The organism is Desulfopila sp. IMCC35006 (assembly GCF_005116645.1).
GTDB lineage: Bacteria > Desulfobacterota > Desulfobulbia > Desulfobulbales > Desulfocapsaceae > Desulforhopalus_A.
Genome location: NZ_SWCM01000001.1, coordinates 1 through 16346, shown reverse-complemented (window position 1 = coordinate 16346; position 16346 = coordinate 1). Strand labels below are relative to the sequence as shown.

Genomic DNA, 16346 nt, shown 5'->3' with positions numbered 1-16346 from the left:
CAAATATTTGCAACACCAATCAGTTACTTCTGGTATAGACGTAGTCCGCCAGGGCGCGGAGCGGGTCGGCATTGTGGTTAAATCCTTTGAGGGCAGAGATGGCTCTGGCTACAGCTTCTTTTGCTTTTGCCCGTGTTTCTTCAATACCAAAAAAAGCGGGATAGGTTGCTTTGCCACGGTTGGCATCAGATCCGGCCGCCTTTCCGAGCTGTTCGGTGGTTGAGGTGACATTGAGCAGATCATCGACAATCTGGAAGGCCAGACCAATGTTGTCGCCATAGACAACGAGACTCGCCGTTTGCTCCGGAGATGCCCCTGCACCGATTGCACCGGCATGGACGGCACAGGTGATCAGGGCACCGGTCTTGTTCTTGTGGATGGTCTGCAGGGTTGAAAAAGGAAACTCGGTGTTTTCTGTTGCAATGTCCAGAGCCTGTCCGCCAACCATGCCGTGAGGTCCTGCTGCTCTGGCGATGAGATGAATTATTTTCAGTTGTTGCTCCGGGTGCATTGTCCCGTAGTCCGGCTCGCTCAGCAGATCAAAGGCAAAGGTAAGCAGACTGTCGCCGGCGAGGATGGCTCCGGCTTCGCCATAGAGGGTATGATTGGTCGGCTTCCCCCGGCGCAGGTCATCGTTGTCCATCGCCGGGAGGTCATCGTGAATAAGAGAGTAGGTGTGAATGCACTCAAGCGCGCAGGCCACCGGCAATAAATTTTTTTCTGTAGCCGGACACTTTTTCACCGCTTCGCCTGCCGCAAGGCATAAAATAGGGCGAACCCGTTTCCCGCCCACAAAAAGACTGTAGCGCATTGCCTCAATGTGGTTTTTGAAAGGGCCGGCCGCCTGCAGCGTCAGTTTTTCAAGCGTCTCTTCAACGAGTTTGCGCTTTTCATTCAGATAGATCTTGATGTCCAATTTCCTGTCCGTCAAACGGGAGAGCTTCAAGCTTACCGTCTTTTTCAAGTAATAATTCGACTTTTGCCCGGGCTTCAGAAAGCTGTTCGGCGCAAAAACCGGCAAGCTTTATTCCTTCATCAAATTTTTTTAAGCTGTTTTCAAGGCTCAGCTCGCCGTCCTCAAGCTCTTCGGTTATCTGCTCAAGGCGGGCAAGGGATGCCTCGAAGGTTTTTTTGGCCATAATCAATCATCCCTTTTCAAAATAAAAGAAGGTTGCCTCACTTAATCATTCGGGCTAGAACTGTACCAGTTCAGTACCACAAAGGACATATTCTTTTTTTCCCAGGAAGACAGACACTCTCAGGGAACGTATGCCCTCTTCTGGAGTGTTCGCACACCGTGCTCAATAAAAAACATAAAAATAACGAAAATGCATTGTATATATTCCGTACGTGATCGGAAGTCGAGTGTAAAATATAATATATCCACTGATACGTCGCTCCAGGTCAAGTTCTTTGGGCGGGACGTTTTTTAACACCTGAACGAAATGATAAAGACTATTGAAATGTTTACAAGATGGCTGGCAACGGAAAAAGGGTATTCCGAGCATACAGTCAGTGGTTACCAGCGCGATTTACTGGAATTTCACAACCATTTGCGAGAGCAAGACAAGCGTGCTAAAACGGTGTTGAATTCGCAGCCAGGAGAGATTACCTCCGCTCAGGTGCGAAAATTTATTGTCAGTTTGCATGGTCGAAACAGTGCTGCTACTGTTGCCCGAAAAATATCGGCGCTCAGATCATTTTTCCGTTTTGGTCAACGCCGTAAACTTTTGCAAAATGATCCGCTCGCAGGTGTTGCCGGGCCAAAAATCGGTAGATTTATCCCGGTTTTTCTGACAGTGGACGAAACGTTTGCCCTGCTCGATGCCCCTGCTGAAAAAGACACCTACGCGGCCAGGGATCGGGCGATCCTGGAGCTGCTCTATTCAACAGGGATTCGGGTATCCGAGCTGGTTTCAAGGAACGTGGCGGATCTTGATTTCACGGAGGAAGTGCTTACGGTACGGGGCAAAGGAAATAAGGAGCGGTTGGTGCCGGTCGGCCGTCCTGCCGTTGAAGCGGTTCGGGGCTGGCTGCCACAAAGGTTACAACTTATAGAGCAAAGGGCGGGAAGGGGAAGGGCTGTTGAGAGAAATGCGCTGTTCCTCAATGGAAGAGGGAGTAGACTGACCACGCGCAGTGTAGAACGATTGGTCAAGACCTATGGGGAACGAGCTGGAATCACCCAGATGGTCACCCCGCATGCCCTGCGTCACTCGTTTGCCACTCATTTGTTGGAAATGGGTGCCGACCTTCGGTCCGTCCAGGAATTGCTGGGACACGCCAGTCTGTCGACTACGCAACGCTACACGCATCTGACCCTGGATCATCTGTCAGATGTGTACGACAAATCCCATCCACTATCAATTGAAGATATTAAGTCGGAGGACAGATAGCGACGTGGTGACTTAGAAATAATTCTCTTGTGTTTTTTACCGGAAGATTATTTCGGAAAGAAACGGGCTCCGCGTTTTTCAGCGGGGCGTGCTATTGTCTCTCCGGAAATACAAAACCTATTTACTTGAAAGAATACTCATGAAAATACGATCAACGACAATTCTTGCCGTACGGCATAAAGGCAAGGTGGCTTTAGCAGGGGACGGTCAGGTCTCACTCGGCAATACCGTAATGAAACATCAGGCGCGCAAGGTTCGACGGCTCTATCATGACAAGGTTATCACCGGATTTGCCGGAGCGACGGCCGATGCTTTTACCCTCTACGACAAGCTGGAGCAGAAGCTCGAGCAGTATAACGGCAACCTCATGCGCGCCTCGGTTGAGTTGGCTAAGGAGTGGCGGACTGATAAATTTCTCCGAAGGCTCGAAGCCATGCTGATAGCCGTGGATGCAGACCATTCTCTGCTCCTTTCCGGAAACGGGGATGTTATCGAGGCAGATAAAGGAGTGCTGGCCATAGGTTCCGGCGGGCCTTATGCCCAGGCTGCCGCCCTTGCTCTTGTTGCCCATAGCGATCTTGATGCCGAGGCGATCTGCCGTGAGGCTATGGAGATCGCCGCCAATATCTGTGTTTTTACCAATAATTCAATCATCGTTGAAACAATATGATCTCTAATCAATCTCTTACCCCGAAAGAAATCCTCATTGAACTGGATAAATATATCGTTGGCCAGCCGGACGCAAAACGATCGGTTGCCATTGCCCTGCGCAACCGGTGGCGGCGCAGACAGGTCCCGTCGCCATTGCGTGAAGAAATAGCGCCTAAAAATATTATCATGATCGGTCCGACCGGGGTTGGAAAAACAGAAATTGCCCGTCGTCTGGCTGCTCTGGCCCAGTCGCCTTTTATCAAGGTTGAGGCCTCGAAGTATACTGAGGTTGGTTATGTGGGTCGGGACGTCGAATCGATGGTCCGCGATCTAGTCGATCTGGCGGTAAATATGGTCAAGGAAGAGGAAAAACAGCGTATCGAAGGCGTGGCGGAAGCAAACGCCGAGGATAGGATCCTTAATATTCTTCTGCCGCCCGGACCAAACACCGCTTCAACCATCGGGCCGGATGATACCCATTCCTTTACCATCCAGAATCCGGACCTTCCCGTACGAAAAGAGAATGCTGAAGAAAATTCGACCAGGGAAAAGTTCCGGCAGATGTTACGTGACGGCCGATTGGACGACCGTGAACTGGAGGTTTCTTTAAGTGAATCAAAATCGATGCCGATGGTTGAGATCATGACTACTTCCGGCATGGAAGATATGCAGTCAAATCTGCAGGACGCCTTCAGTAAGATTTTTCCAAGAAAGAAAAAAACGCGCAAGATGAAGGTGCCGGAGGCCCTCGAGGCAACCAAGAAAGAAGAGATGGAAAAGTTGATCGACATGGATAAGGTCATCAAGGAAGCACTCAAACGCACCGAGGAGTCGGGAATTATCTTCCTCGATGAAATAGATAAAGTCGCTTCTAGAGGAGGCGGCGGCCAAGGGCCCGAGGTTTCCCGTGAAGGCGTGCAGCGTGATCTTCTGCCGATTGTCGAAGGGGCTACGGTCAGCACCAAGCATGGCATGGTGAAAACCGATCATGTGCTGTTTATTGCCAGCGGCGCCTTCCATATGAGCAAGCCTTCAGATCTCATTCCCGAATTACAGGGCCGGTTTCCCATTCGGGTTGAATTGCATTCCCTTGGCAAGGATGAATTCGTGCGTATTTTGACCGAGCCGGAAAATGCCCTGATCAAGCAATATGTCGCCCTCATGAAAACAGAAGGAGTCGACCTGATCTTTGAAGATGACGCCATTGAAGCGATAGCCTCAATTGCCGTCGAGGTGAACGAGAGAACGGAAGAGATCGGTGCCCGCCGCCTGCACACGGTTATGGAGCGGGTACTGGATGTCCTTTCTTTTGAAGCCTCCGAACGACCCGATGAAACGTTTGTGGTCACTTCTGCCTATGTCAGGGAAAGGTTGAACGAAATAGTCAAGGATCAGGACTTGAGCCGCTATATTCTGTAGCAGTACCAGGTTTTTGTGGAGAGAGAATGTTTCTGAAATTTTTTGGCAAAAAGTCCGGAAAAAATAATAAATCTGCTGTTGAGCAGACCGCGGCATCGCATGGAATCGATGCCGAATTGAATTATTGTCCTTCCTGCGGGGATGAGTATAGAATCGATATCAACCAATGTGCGGCCTGCAATATTGCCCTGATCAGCGGTACGGAAAAGCTGGCGAGGATACAATTGGCACAGCAGGCCTTCGGCGAACGATCCATGGATATTTCGCCGGGAGACGAACTTGTCAATATCCGCAAAGGGCCCTTAAAAGACATGAAAACCCTGCAGAAAATTCTCGCCGGTGAGCGGATTCCCGCTATTCTGGCAACAGATGAGGGTGGCTGCGCCAAGGGATGCTGTGGACCTGAACTCTATTTGCAGATCAAAAAGGGTGATATCGATCTGGCCACCGAAGTTCTTACCAGGGAATTTATCAGGAGCACGGCTCTGGACATGCATGATCTGAGCAATGCCCAGGCCGTGTTCAACCCTCAGGATGCAGAGACTGTCTGCCCGGCCTGCGGCTGCCGGTTTTCGCCAACGGTTGGCGCCTGCCCGGAATGCGGGCTCTGCTTTGAGTAGCATCACCCGCTGTGAAATAATCAGTGTGGTTTCGTATTGTTATTCTCCCAGCGTTTTTTTCTGGGGGTCAAAGCTATTGGTTTCTTGGAAAATGTGACGGCCTTATAGTGGAGGACTTCCTCGATCTGATCGGTCAGTTGCCGGCAGGGTCTGATCGTCAGGTCCTTCATAACTTCAATATCGACTTCGCCCCGCCCCTGAAAATGCAGGGTCAGCAGGATCGGGCAGGAGCCGTGAAACTGATAGAGGATTTTCTTCACTTTTTCCATCTGCAGCCTGGACACCTTATCCGTTTCAAACTTTATCTTGGCCGAATCAGTGTATTTTTCTCTCGCGTCCTGCAGAGAATCAATGGAATCGGCAATAATCTTCGGTCCCCGCTCATCCTTTTGCACCGTTCCCTGGACAATAATCGGATCGGTTGACGAAAGGATCTCTTCACATCGGGCATAGGTGTCCGGAAAAACCACCACCTCCACCGACTCGTAGATGTCTTCCAGGGTGAGAAAGGCCATGGGATCGCCTTTTTTACTTTTCAGTTTTTTGCAGGTTCGAATCAGTCCACCAATTCGAACCGGCTGGTCGTCACCCCATTCCGCCAGGTTCTGTATGGCGCAGTCGGTAACGGTATGGATATCATGGATGGCGTTATCGAGTGGATGACCGGTAATATAGAAACCGACTGTCTCTTTTTCGTGGGCCAGTTTTTTTCGTTCCTCCCACTCGGGTATGTCAGGCATAGGTATTGCTGCGGTATGAGTTTGACTCTTGACCTCCGGGGCAACTGAAAAAAGAGACATCTGGCCGCTCTGCAGGTCGCGCTGCACCGCCTTGGCCTGCTCCATTGCCTGTTCCAGTACCGCAAAATATTGGGCTCGGTTGAAGCCGAGGGAGTCAAAGGAACCGGATTTTATGAGACTTTCTATGACCCTGCTGTTCACTCGCCGGGAATCGACTCGATTGCAGAAATCACTGAGCGAAGTATATTTGCCGTTTTTTTCCCGCTCTTCAATAATGGAATCCAGAGCCGATTCGCCCACGTTTTTTACCGCTGCCAGGCCAAAACGAACTCTATCGTTAATAACGCTGAAATCCTTAATGCTTTCATTGATGTCCGGGGGTAATACCTCTATATTGTGTTCCTTACATTCATTGATGTAGAGAACAACTTTGTCGGTATTGTTCATATCGCAGGAAAGCAGGGCGGCCATGAACTGGGGCATGTAGTGGGCCTTCAGGTAGGCCGTCTGGTAGGAGACTAAAGCATATGCCGCGGAATGGGACTTGTTGAACCCGTAGCCGGCAAACTTGGCCATGAGATCAAAAATATATTCCGCCTTGTCTTTCGGGTGGCCGTTTTTCAGGGCCCCTTCCATGAATTTGACCTTCTCTGCATCCATGACCTCGGCGATTTTTTTCCCCATTGCCCGGCGCAGAATATCGGCATCGCCGAGAGAGTAACTTGCCAGGATGTTGGCTATTTTCATAACCTGTTCCTGGTAGACGATTACCCCGTAGGTTTCTTCGAGAACGTGCTTTATATCGGGCAGCGGATAATTTGCCGGTTTTCGACGATGCTTGGTTTCGACAAAATCGTCCACCATGCCGGAGTCGAGCGGGCCGGGCCGATAGAGGGCCACGAGCGCTATAAGGTCGCTGAACTGTTCCGGTGCCAGTTTGACCAGTAGTTCCCGCATGCCGGAACTCTCCAGTTGGAAAACACCTTGTGCATCGCCACTGCAGAGGAGAGCAAACGTCTTGGCATCATCCATCGGGATGGTATCGATGTTCAGATCTGTGCCGATATCTTTTTTAATATGCTTGAGTGCCTTGTCAATTACTGTCAGGGTTTTCAGGCCGAGAAAGTCAAACTTGATGAGACCCGTCATCTCAGTGTGCTTCATATCGTACTGCGTCAGGGTTTCTTCGTTGCTTCCGCGGCAGGTTGGGAGATACTGGGTCATAGGACCGGGGGAAACGACTACCCCGGCGGCATGGGTGGAGGTGTGTCGGGCCAGCCCTTCGAGGGTCTTGGAAACTGAGAGAAGCTCGGCGATGCGGGGGTCGTGATCGGCGGCTTCCTGGAGCTTCGGTTCTTCTGCCATCGCTTTTTTGATGGTCATCTTCAGCTGCTCGGGAATGAGCTTGGCGACTTTGTCGACCTCGCCAAACGGGATATCGAGCGCACGCCCGACATCGCGGATAACTCCCCGGGCCTTCATCGAACCATAGGTGACAATCTGGGCCACATGATCAGCGCCACCATATTTCTGACGGACATAGTCGATCACTTCGCCACGTCGTTCCTGACAGAAATCGATATCGAAGTCCGGCATCGATTTTCGTTCGATATTAAGGAAACGTTCAAAGATAAGGCCATAAGGGATGGGATCTATATTGGTGATAAGCATGCAGTACGCGGCAAGACTCCCGGCACCGGATCCCCTGCCGGGACCAACCGGGATGTGATGTTTCTTGGCCCAGTTGATAAAATCGGCGACGATCAGAAAATAGGCCGGAAAGCCCATCGTACTGATGACGTCGATCTCCATGGCCAGCCGATCAGTGTAAATTTTCTCGACTTCGGCGTTGAACGTACCGGCTGCACGCATATCGTTAAAGCGAGCTTTGAGTCCATTCCAACAGGCATCTTTGAACATCGAATCGAGGGTTTCTCCTTCCGGTATCGGAAAGTTAGGAAAATAGTAGTCGCCGAAGTTGATTTCAAGATTGCAGCGATCCGCAATTTCCTGGGTAGTCGCAATGGATTCGGGGCAATGGTTGAAGCTTTTCTTCATAATCTCGGGGGATTTGAAGTAAAATTCATCCGTTGAAAAGCGAAAACGTTTTGGGTCGTTGATTGTCTTTCCGGTTTGGATGCACAGCAACAGCTCATGGGCGTGCGCTTCCTCTCTATTGAGGTAGTGGCAGTCGTTGGTGGCAACCAGTTTGATTCCCATTTTTGCGCTCAAAACCTTGAGACCGTCGTTGACCTGCTGTTGTTCCGGGATACCATTTTCCTGAATTTCAAAATAGAGACGGTCGCCAAAAATATCCAACAGTTCCCGGGCCTTTTTTTCGGCGCCGACCATGTCATTTTTGCCAATGAGATAGGGGACTTGGCCATGCAGACAGGCAGTCATGGCAATGATACCTTCGTTATTTTCCCGCAGCACATCCATATCAATTCTTGGTTTATAATAAAATCCCTCAAACTGAGCGATGCTGGCCATTTTCATCAGGTTTTGGTAGCCGGTGTGATTCATGGCCAGAAGGATGATATGGTAGGCGATGGTTCCATCAACTATTTTTTTGACCCGCATGTCGCCCGGGGCTATGTACAGTTCGCAACCGACAATCGGTTTTATACCGGCTTTTTTAGCCTTGGAATAAAACTCAAGGGCTCCGAACATTGCTCCGTGATCGGTCAGGGCGACGCTGTCCATGCCGTATTCTTTACATTTTTCCAAAAGGTCGGCAATGCGGATGGCTCCATCCAGCAGACTGTACTGGGAGTGAACGTGGAGATGGGTAAAGCCTGCACTCATAATTATTCCTTATATCCTTGGATACTTCCAAGATGGGCGCCGGAAAGGACAGCACCGTTTAGTTTTGCGCCGGTAACGTTGGCTCGAATGAGATTACTCCCGGTGAGATCTGCGTTGCTGAGGTCAGCGCCTGTCAGGTCTGCACCGGCCAGATTGGTTCCCGTCAGGTTTGCACCCGACAGGTTGGCACCGGCTAGATTTGCCCGTCGAAGATTGGCAGCATGAAGGTCTGCACCCGACAGGTTGGCGCCGGCTAGGTTTGCTGCTACCAACTGTGCGCCGGCCAGGGTGACGCCGGCCAAATCGCAGTCGGGACAATTGCGGGCAAGGCTTATCAGGGTATGTTCCTGTTCCTCTTTGCTCATAGGGGCGGCAGGAGAGTCCTCTTGATCCAGAGCTTGCGTATTGCTCTCATCGGACAGGGACTGGCCTGTTGCCTCGGCCTTACTATCAGGTTTCCTTGTTGCGGTATAAGAGCGCGCGCCATTCGAGGTAAAAAAGACATAAGAATTTTTTTCCTTGAAAATCTTATAGCATTTCAGATCGCCATAATACCAGTGAACAAATTTCATACAGAGTTCATCACCGGCAGAAAGAGACCATTTCCCCGAATCTTTTTCCCCTTGCAGGCTTGTTGCGTTGAGGCGACCGTCAGGCAGAAAGTGCACCCTGGCATCCATGTCAATCGATTCAAGATGAAGAGTATTGTCAGTCAATAATTCCTGTAATTCCAATTTGGTAAGTTGTGCTTTCCCGGCGTCTATCAGTTTTTGCATGGTCACAGGAGCACAGGCACAGAGAGAGCTGAGGACAAAAATTAACAACCATCGGCAGATTCGAGATTTCACGTTAACTCCTTTGTGCAGTGACTGAGAAGAATTATCAGTTGTGGTGAGTACAAATAAATAGCATAGAAAAAACGATTTTGCACACCAAATATTCAGGCCGTGTGCAGATCAATATGTACTTTAAAATCAGTTATATATATTGAGTAGGCCGATGATTCCCTCCGTCGGCGAGACATGCTGGGAGGCGTTGTGGAAACTATCATTTCACCAGTCACCATACTCTGATCAGGTCTCCTGCCGCACTATTAAATTGTATGTTGTTGTCGAGAGCGTGGGGGGAGGTTTTGGCATTTTTTCGGGGTGCGGGAATAGCGTTAATGCAATTTTGTAGTGCCGCGGGAGAACACTCCTCTCGCCGATACGGCACCTCAATCTTAAACGAGAGGCGTATTATCCAGTTCCTCGTTTCTTGCTTGATTTTGCTGTTCCCTCTCAATATTAAACCTCTCTTTAATTTTAGCATAGGAAACCAGTTGTATTTCGCGATCCGATGGGGTGAGAAAGGATTCAAGCTTGGTTTTCAGGATGACCGGATTCAGTTCAGAGTTGATAGAGATGACGCCTTCCATAATGATTTTTTGTAATAAAAGTTCCTGATTGGTTCGCTCCTTGACGTTGGCGGCAAAGGGTAAGAATAAAAAATTAGAAAAAATCAGACCGTACAGGGTTGAGGTAAGTGCGAGAGGAATGGCCTGCAGTATGACGGAGGTGTCACCGATACCCCCAATCATGGTGATAAGACCAACGACTGAGCCGACAATCCCAAACGCCGGAAGATAGTCGGCTATGGCCCGCAGGACCCGCTCTGAATCTTCTCGTCTCAGGCGGAAAAAATACATCTCTGTGTTGAGGATATCTCGGATTTGGTCAATTTTATAGCCATCTATCATGCAACCGAGTGCTCTGCGCAGAAAGAGGATTGTTGTTTCGTTTTCCTTGTTTTGCAGAGACAGTATGCCTTCCATGCGCGAGCGAATGGATAAATCAATGAGGATGTTGATGATCTCCGTTTCTTTCATCATCGGTTTTCGATAGGCGGCGCTGAGAACTTTGGTCACAATATGCAGTTGTTCTAGCCTGAAACTCACCAGGGCTGCAGATAAGGACCCGCCAATGACAATGAGGAGTCCGGAGAGATTGAAGTAGAGGCTGATATTGCCGTTTATAGTAAAACCGACAATAAAAAGGGCACTGCATAAGATGAGTCCGACGAGGTTTTTATATTTCATAAAAATTGGTGATACCGTTACTTCAGGTTTTGTTCCGTGGCGGGCACAGGATTTGGGAGTCTTTTGGAGACGATGATTTCCACTCGGCGATTTTTCGCACGATTTTCAGCAGTTGTATTCGGCGCAATAGGGCGATAGGCGGCATAGCCGCTGACCACGAATTGATTGGGGTTCATGCCCATTTCATCGATAAGAAAACGAGCCACAGTACTCGCTCTGGCCACTGAAAGCTCCCAGTTGCTCTTGAATCGATTCGAACGCATCGGCAGATTGTCGGTGTGCCCGACGACGTTAATCATATACGGAGTATGCTGCATTACCTCGACCACTTTCTGCAATGATGTTCTGGCTGCATCGGACAGTTCGCTTTCCCCGACGGCAAACAGCAGATCGCCGGTGAGAATTATGCGCATGGTCTTGTCTGGTACAATATCGATCGCAGCAAATTTATCAAGGCTATTGTTTTTGAGAGCGTCCTGACTGAGCGTATAGATTTCCTGGAATCGATCAGGCTCTTCTGTTTGAGGCTCTTCGCTTACCGGGCTGCTGGGCTCGACGATCGTTGCCGCTGGCGGGGGAGTCGGGGAGAGAGTATTCTGGGCAGAGTCGTTTGTGGGGGGAGGTGCACTGAGGCCCTTTGTTTCCTGCTGCTCCTCGTCTGCGGCCGGTAAGGATACCGGTTCACTGCTTAATTCAGATTTGGATTTTGTCGGTGGTGGCATGGCTTCCGGCTGGTAAACGGTATCCGGATCGACTGATTCAATTTGGATCTTTTCGACTTTTTTAATTGTTCCGGCGGTGATAAGCGGCAGGCCGGGTGAAATGGGGGCAAAGGGGAAGGTAGCGCCACTGGAGTCGACTGTCTGCAGGGCTTCAGTGGTGTCACCGCCAATGACCTCAGGCGTCTTTTTGGCAAGAAATTCCTGATGTGCCGTCTGGTAAGCAAACATGGATAAAAACAGCACGAACATGGTCATCATCAAATCGGACCAGGCTATAGACCAGTGCGATGCCCGTGGTAAGGAGGCGGTAAAGGTGTTGTCGTCTATATGAAAAACAGTATTGCTCAGAGATCGTCTGTCGATATTGACAAAATGTGAAGCATACCTGTTCTTGCCTGAACCTAACGGGAAATCGGTGATCTCAAGAAGACCCTCCTGCGAAGAATTTGCAGAAGTCTCTTCTTGAGGTAAATGCGCATTTGTCATTATAGTATTCAGCTCTATTGGGGGCCGGGCTCTGCAGTGGGGCAGTGGGGCAGTTGTACCTGTTGGTTTTGTCTTTTCGCCATGACTCTTTTATCATATCGTCAAAGTGGTCGACAACCAAAGCAGAATTATTAAAATGAACAAATTTCTCTTTTTTTTTGTGGTATCCGCTCGCATTCCAATACCCATCACAGGACACTGTTTTTAAACTCTTCGAGTCCATTTCTTTCAATGAATCGGGATGCTCTTTCTTTTTTTCGAGCGTTCTTTTTATAAAAATCGATACATTGCATTATTAATGAAATTGCATCCTCGTCTGACAAATCGGTGGCGAGAATATCGCCAATTCTAGGGCGATTTCCTGAATGGCCGCCAAAGGAAATTGTCCAGCCGTTTTTCTTTCCCAGCACTCCAATATCCCGAACAAAATTCTCGGCACAACAAAATTGGCAGCCTGAAACACCGATCTTGAGTTTGGCCGGCAGTTCCTGGTCAGCTAAAAGATTCTCAATACGTATGCCGAAACCTAAGGAGTCCCTTACCCCAAATCTGCACACCTCGGTTCCCGGACAGGCCTGGACGTAATGCAGACACAGTTCGGTCGCTTTACCCGGATCCATGCCGAGATCCCGATAGACGTTCTGGAGATCTTCTTCTTTCAGACCGACAAGGGCTATGCGTTGACCTGATGTGAGTTTGACGATAGGAATGTCGTATTTTTCCACCGCATCGGCGATGGCTCGCAGATGGCCGCGGTCGAGCAGGCCGCCGGGAATACGCGGTACTATCGCATAGGTTGTCTTGTCTCTTTGCAATATGGCATTGTGCGGTTGGGTGACTTGCATGGCATTTTTCCTTATAAAACGTGAGAAGTATTTATAAATACGATTTGATGAAATTTATGACGGTTTCGGCAGATTCCTGCCGATGTTCAGGAAGAGATGTTGTTGTTGCATCGAGCTTTTTAGACAGTCAGGAGCAAATGGGTGCAAGCTATCAATCAACTCAATGCTGGAGGTAACATCGAATGGTCGGTTCAGTTAAAATACAGGCTTGAAGTCGAAGAAATGGCGGGTCTCAAGCCGTCGCACGGTATGGGTTTCTCCGCGGGCAACAAAAGATCTCGTTATCGCACCATTGGCGGTAAATCGAACTCCTTCAAGAAATTCTCCGTCGGTGATACCGGTCGCGGCTATGGCTACTTCTTTGCTTCTGATGAGGTCCTGCGCGCGAAAGATTTTTTCGAAATCAGTAATACCGTGCTTTGTTGCCTCTTTTTTATCTCGATCATTCTCATAGAAGATCTTGCCTTCAAAATAACCGCCTAAGCAACTGATCGCAGCGGCAACCAGCACTGCTTCCGGGGCATAACCGTAGCCTATATAAATATCAGCCTTCTCCCCGGTTATTGCGGCAAGGCAGCCAGACACTTCACCTTCATCGATGAGTTTAATCCGGGCGCCGCAGCTTCGGACCTCATGGATCAGCTGCCGATGTCGGGTTTGGTTGAGGATACAGACGGTCACATTTTCGGTGTATTTTTTGAGTGCCCTGGCAACCCGTTTGACATTGAGGATGGGTGGCTGATTGATGTCAATAACCTCACCAACCTGCGGGCCCACGGCAATTTTATACATATTGAGATTGGGAACCGATTGAATGGAGCCGGCTTTGGCAATGACCGCAAAAGAGGTTGAGTTATTTTTACCGTCGGCGGCCGAGCGATAGGCTTCAAGCGCTATTGCCATGATATCGGTTTTTTCACCACCTTTGCCGAGAACGGCTGGCAACTGAAAGGCTTCGGGACGTTTGTTAAAGCGGTCATTGATCAGCACACCCTCTATTGCCAGGCGATTCAAGGTCTTGGTGATCGCTTTACGGGTCTGATTGAGGATATCAATATGGTCGCCAAGACCTTGCAGCCGCGCAGCTGTTAATGCGGCAATCTCGGTGGCCCGGACAATTTCCATTCCGTAGTTAGTATCCATAGTCTTCCAGCAAGGGTTTATAAGGTGGATGGGTGATAACCGTTCTGTTCTCGCAATTCCGATAAGCGCAGCATGATAGCGTCTCGTTTCTGGATGAGTTTTTTCCCGGCTATAGTGTCCCTGATTTTCATAGGCCGACGGAACTCATCGATGAGTTCGATATCAAGAGGTGCTGACTCAAGTTTTTTCTCTGCCTCTTTCATTTCATCAGGAGTCGGTAGAATAATGCCGTATAACTGATGCGGTGTATGGACCAGAGAATGCCCCCTGTTATAATACGCGGCGGCAAATCCTCCATCGACATTAATCGCCACGCCATCCTCGCTGGCCATGTGCAGCCCTTTTTTATAATTGACCGGGGTATGCCCGAAAATTACTCGCTGCACCCCGAATTCCTGCTGTAATTTTTTCTTAAAGGCATCGGTCTGCATGTTGTCCTGCCAGAAAAGGCTTCGCTCGGTATGAGTCGCTTTATCCCTTAGAAAATATCGCTCGAAAGTCTTCATGGCATGTTTGCCGAAAAAGGGTGATTTGGGACCGCACCATAAATAGAAAAAGAGGGCTTGATCTTCCGGTCGCTGCTCTTTGCCATGGAGGTAATTGTCGCCGACTCTGGCAATAGTATCCTGAATAAAATTAAGCAGGGCTTTCCCTCTGCGTGCCAGGAATTCTTCAAAATCACCATCGGAGGTTGACGGAATAAGGGCATGTATATTGAGGAAATTATTCTGAATATGATACGTCTTTCCTTTGGTGAACAGGAATTGGAGTAGACGTTTCAGGTGGCGATTGGTGGTGAACTGGATGACCAGGTCATCTATTATCAGCGTTTCCTCATCCGTCAATTGTCCTGGATGAGTATAATCGAGAGTTGGAAAGTGTGTATCGTTCAGGCCACTGGTCTGCCCGGTTTTGAGCATGTCTACCAGTCGGTCGAGCCAGAGGCGGGAAGCCATCTCATATTGCGGGAAGTCACGAATGGTTTGTTCTTCAAGTTTAAACTGGATGATCGTTAACGCCTTTTCCATACACCGGCCTTTATCGGTTTTTGCCTTGAAATTGCCGGTTACTTTTTCAACCGGATAGGTCCGTTCGGCAAAATCTGCGAGCTTGGAAGTATCGAAGCGTAATCGATCAAGGAATTCAAAATGATCATAACGGCAGGTAATACGCAATGCTTCGGCGATAAGCGAGCGATTTCCTGATGCGGCGCCCATCCAGAGGATATCGTGATTGCCATACACGTAATCAACCCCGCTTCGATAGAAGTGGGAAGAGAGAATCCTGAGAATCTTGTCCGGTTGAGGACCCCTGTCGAACACATCCCCGAGGACCTGAATGCGATCAAGCAACACCTGACGAATAGCATGGGATAAATGCGAAATCAATCTGTCGGATATTATCGGCTCTTCAAAAATTGGATCTGGTACTGGTAACCCGGCAAGAAGGCGATTGATGACATCCCGGAACTCAGGACGGAATACTTCGCGTTCCTGGGATCGGATATTGGTGAGTTTATATTTTAATATTTCGACGAGACACAGTATCACGTCCTGCATATCCATCTGGATATCTTCATCATCAAAATATTGTTGTTTCCGGATAATTTTCGTCAGATACTGGATCTTTTCGGAACTGAAGGTATTGGGTAAAGCCTCTTTGCATGTTTGATACAACATGCCAAATCTACCTCGAAGTATTGACTTAAAACGGTCGCCTTCTCCGTGTAGATCGCTGATCCATAGAGTGGTGGGGATATTTGAATTAAGCTCCAGATCGAGATCAAGCAGTTGGTTGGAAAGTTTATCGATCTCACTGACTCTAACTGTGGTGATTCGACTTGTGCCATTATTTTTCGACTGGATAAGGGACATATTTTCACCTATATAGCAGGAATGAAAAAAAACCAAAACCCGAAGAGAAATATCAACGAGAATCTATTTCCAAATGTATCAACCTCACCCCAATACTAGTGTACTATAGCAAAAGATTGACAAATTGCCTATAAAATCAAACGATTTTATCTGATTGAAGATGCTGAATACCAGGAGCAGAAGTGTTAGAGAGGTACAGTGCATGAAACGACAAAAGCCCCGGCAGGAATCTGCTGGGGCTTTTGCTTTATAAAAAACGGCGATGACCTACTCTCCCACACAGTCGCCCGTGCAGTACCATCGGCGCTAAAGAGCTTAACTTCCGTGTTCGGAATGGGAACGGGTGGATCCTCTTTGCTATGACCGCCGTAAAATCTGTATCAATTTGTTTGGGGTAGGGGAATATTACTTTATTTCCCCAGCCCGAGTATAGTGTAAATTTCGTCCCTAAAGGTCTCCTTTCAGTCGCCCTTTGGGGATAAGATCCTCTAAGCGTTGCTAAAGCTGCGCAATAGCAACACTAAGAGTATCTAAATAATCAAATAGTAGAGTAATCAGTAGGTAT

The 16346-nt window shown here is 48.8% G+C and carries 13 protein-coding genes and 1 rRNA gene; 4 read left to right on the top strand and 10 right to left on the bottom strand.

The features are described from left to right. Positions 1-19: 19 nt before the first annotated feature. A complete protein-coding gene (locus tag FCL47_RS00070; RefSeq protein ID WP_136811304.1) occupies positions 20-916 on the bottom strand; it encodes a polyprenyl synthetase family protein in 897 nt (298 codons plus the stop codon). After that, positions 891-1139 (bottom strand): exodeoxyribonuclease VII small subunit, encoded by a 249-nt coding sequence (locus FCL47_RS00065; protein WP_136811303.1) that lies wholly within the window; start codon positions 1137-1139, stop codon positions 891-893. Before FCL47_RS00065 ends, FCL47_RS00070 begins: the two co-directional genes overlap by 26 nt. Before the next feature lie 306 nt (positions 1140-1445). On the opposite strand from FCL47_RS00065, the gene xerA reads away from it, so the two are divergent. The 4 genes from xerA (at position 1446) to FCL47_RS00045 (ending at position 5086) form a co-directional block, all read left to right on the top strand. Beyond that, on the top strand, positions 1446-2396 hold the full coding sequence (xerA, locus tag FCL47_RS00060; RefSeq protein WP_136811302.1) for a site-specific tyrosine recombinase/integron integrase: 951 nt from the start codon (positions 1446-1448) through the stop codon (positions 2394-2396). Between the two features lie 139 nt (positions 2397-2535). Continuing rightward, on the top strand, positions 2536-3066 hold the full coding sequence (hslV, locus tag FCL47_RS00055) for an ATP-dependent protease subunit HslV (protein ID WP_136811301.1): 531 nt from the start codon (positions 2536-2538) through the stop codon (positions 3064-3066). Further along, on the top strand, positions 3063-4466 hold the full coding sequence (gene hslU / locus FCL47_RS00050) for an ATP-dependent protease ATPase subunit HslU (protein ID WP_136811300.1): 1404 nt from the start codon (positions 3063-3065) through the stop codon (positions 4464-4466). The genes hslV and hslU overlap by 4 nt, the downstream gene beginning before the upstream one ends. A gap of 26 nt (positions 4467-4492) precedes the next feature. Further along, positions 4493-5086 carry a hypothetical protein gene (locus tag FCL47_RS00045; protein WP_136811299.1) on the top strand — a complete coding sequence of 198 codons (594 nt, stop codon included), beginning with the start codon at positions 4493-4495 and terminating at the stop codon, positions 5084-5086. Positions 5087-5106: 20 nt separating this feature from the next. On the opposite strand, the gene dnaE is transcribed toward FCL47_RS00045, so the two are convergent. The 8 genes from dnaE to rrf form a co-directional block, all read right to left on the bottom strand. Continuing rightward, on the bottom strand, positions 5107-8634 hold the full coding sequence (gene dnaE, locus FCL47_RS00040) for a DNA polymerase III subunit alpha (RefSeq protein WP_136811298.1): 3528 nt from the start codon (positions 8632-8634) through the stop codon (positions 5107-5109). 2 nt (positions 8635-8636) lie between these two features. Continuing rightward, complete coding sequence (locus FCL47_RS24685; protein WP_205747159.1) at positions 8637-9482, bottom strand: pentapeptide repeat-containing protein; 846 nt, start codon at positions 9480-9482, stop codon at positions 8637-8639. Between the two features lie 374 nt (positions 9483-9856). Next, positions 9857-10711 carry a motility protein A gene (locus tag FCL47_RS00030; RefSeq protein WP_136811297.1) on the bottom strand — a complete coding sequence of 285 codons (855 nt, stop codon included), beginning with the start codon at positions 10709-10711 and terminating at the stop codon, positions 9857-9859. A gap of 17 nt (positions 10712-10728) precedes the next feature. Beyond that, positions 10729-11919: an OmpA family protein gene (locus tag FCL47_RS00025; RefSeq protein WP_136811296.1), complete on the bottom strand. Its 1191-nt coding sequence runs from the start codon at positions 11917-11919 to the stop codon at positions 10729-10731. A gap of 188 nt (positions 11920-12107) precedes the next feature. Next, positions 12108-12764, bottom strand: a complete 657-nt coding sequence (locus FCL47_RS00020) for an NAD(P)/FAD-dependent oxidoreductase (RefSeq protein ID WP_136811295.1) — start codon at positions 12762-12764, stop codon at positions 12108-12110. Positions 12765-12959: 195 nt separating this feature from the next. Further along, entirely contained in the window at positions 12960-13907 is a 948-nt protein-coding gene (locus FCL47_RS00015) for a fructose-bisphosphatase class II family protein (protein WP_136811294.1), read from the bottom strand. A gap of 17 nt (positions 13908-13924) precedes the next feature. Next, positions 13925-15781: a fructose-bisphosphatase class III gene (locus FCL47_RS00010; protein ID WP_136811293.1), complete on the bottom strand. Its 1857-nt coding sequence runs from the start codon at positions 15779-15781 to the stop codon at positions 13925-13927. Positions 15782-16035: 254 nt separating this feature from the next. After that, a 5S ribosomal RNA gene (rrf, locus tag FCL47_RS00005) occupies positions 16036-16152 on the bottom strand. Positions 16153-16346 lie beyond the last annotated feature (194 nt).